General features: G+C 56.9%; 2 protein-coding genes. Both read left to right on the top strand.

Annotated features, from left to right (window positions below; genetic code table 11):
• Positions 1–392 precede the first annotated feature (392 nt).
• Entirely contained in the window at positions 393–881 is a 489-nt protein-coding gene (locus V6C16_RS12105) for a CvpA family protein (protein WP_333535866.1), read from the top strand.
• 215 nt (positions 882–1,096) lie between these two features.
• Positions 1,097–1,894, top strand: coding sequence for a nucleoside triphosphate pyrophosphohydrolase (gene mazG, locus V6C16_RS12100; protein WP_333535868.1), 798 nt, complete (start codon positions 1,097–1,099; stop codon positions 1,892–1,894).
• Positions 1,895–1,960: the final 66 nt, after the last annotated feature.

The following is a 1,960-nucleotide window of genomic DNA, read 5'->3' as shown; positions in this document are numbered from 1 at the left end:
TCTTGTACACGCCCATGCGGCTTGAAAGCCCCCCTGCCAGCACGACTCCGGCCACCCGGCCTTTTGCGCTCCTCATATTGCCCCCGTTGGTTCCGCTTTGCCCGTCAGGTGCAAGGCGTGTGCGTCTGTGCAATGTAATATCTGTGGTCATCTTGTCAAAAGCTTGCGCATGCCGATCAATGCAGAGGCAATATACTTCCCCGGCATAACGCGGTCACAGACCGCCGGAAGCGTCACAACTTACCCGCGCCACCGCAAACTACCGGCGGCTTGTCGGGCAGCCTGATGCATTGTGCCGCGCCCGAGCTTTTGCTATGCTGCCTTGCGCCGTCCGCATGAGGCTGCGGCGCGTGCGCCGGAAACCGCATAAAGGGATCTTGCAGGGAGAAGGCATGAGCCAGGATATTTTTGACCTCATTGTGGTTCTGACGCTGGTGTTTTTTGCCGGGCGTGGGTATCTGCACGGCTTTGTCGGTGAAGTTGCCGGCATTGTATCGCTTTTGGGCGGCTTTTGGGCGGCCCACAACTATCACGACAGGCTTTCGCCCCATCTGACGCTTATTACGGACCCCGGCTGGCGCACTGTGGCCGCCTACGTGCTGGTCTTTCTCGGCGTACTTCTATCCGTGGCCCTTATTGCCCGTCTGCTGCAAAAAATTCTTTCCTTTTCCTTTGTCACCTGGGCCGACAAGATGGCCGGGGCCATGCTCGGCCTTGCCAAGGGCGCTCTTCTGTGGTCCCTGGGCATACTTTTGCTGCAAAAATTTTTTTCTCAGGCGGTTTTTATGCAGCACAGCCGTGTGCTGCCCTATTTCAACGCCCTCACGGTGCAGGTTCGCGGCTGGCTGCCGCCTGACCTGGTTTCTCGTCTGGGTCTTTAGAGCAGATTAACTTTGAAATGCTTCACATTTCAAAGTTTTCATTCAGCCGAAAAATGCGATTTTCGTCTGAATCCACGCCACATTGTGGCGCGCTGCACTTTCGTACAGCGTTAGAGCATTCACACTTTTTCAAAGTTAAAATGCTCTAGAAGTGAAGGTGCTCTAAATGCAGAACATTTCACTTTTGGCAGACATTCAAAAAGGAACGTACATTCATGGAAAAAAACGCTGTTGAAGAGTTGCAGGGCATTATTGACACGCTCACCGGTCCCGAGGGCTGCCCCTGGGACAAGGAACAGACCGCCCATACGCTGGCCGACTATATCATTGAAGAAAGCCACGAGCTTGTCAGCGCCATCCGCTCGGGCAACGTGGCCGACATTCGCGAAGAACTGGGCGATGTGGCCTTTCTGCTGCTCTTTGTGGCGCGGCTGTATGAAAAGGACGGGCAATTCACCTTTGCCGACGCCCTGAATAACAACAGGGCCAAGATGATTCGCCGTCACCCGCACGTTTTTGGCGACACGGTGTTCGACAGTCTTGATGAACAGCTCAAGGCCTGGGAAAAAATCAAACGGGCCGAACACGCCGACGAAGAAGGCAAACCCAAGGGCCTGTTCGACAGCCTGCCCGAAAGCCTGCCCCCCCTGATCAAGGCATACCGCATCCATTCCAAGGCCGCCCGCGTGGGCTTTACCTGGGCCAAGGACGAAGAGGTGGAGCAGCAGGTGGAAGCCGAGTGGCTGGAATGGCTGGACGCTTCCGCCAACAGCAGTGGAGAAGCCCAGAAACATGAGCTTGGCGACCTGCTTTTCAGCATTACCGAACTGGGCCGCCGCAAGGGCATCAAGGCCAGCGAGGCTCTGGACCTGGCAACGCGCCGTTTTCTGAAGCGCTTTACCCGTATGGAAGAGCTGGCCCGCGCCCAGGGGCAGGATTTCAACGCCCTGAGCCTCGATGAAAAGGACGAATTGTGGAATACGGCCAAGGCAGAGGAAGAATCCCGGTCCTGAGCCGGCAAGGCGCACTGCCCGCCGTCCGCAGCGTGGTCTGCCGCCCTGCGGCGGCAGCCTGCCATG

The organism is Desulfovibrio sp. 1188_IL3213 (assembly GCF_036763145.1).
In the GTDB taxonomy this organism is placed as follows: Bacteria; Desulfobacterota; Desulfovibrionia; order Desulfovibrionales; family Desulfovibrionaceae; genus Desulfovibrio.
This window is presented reverse-complemented; position numbering and strand designations above follow the sequence as displayed.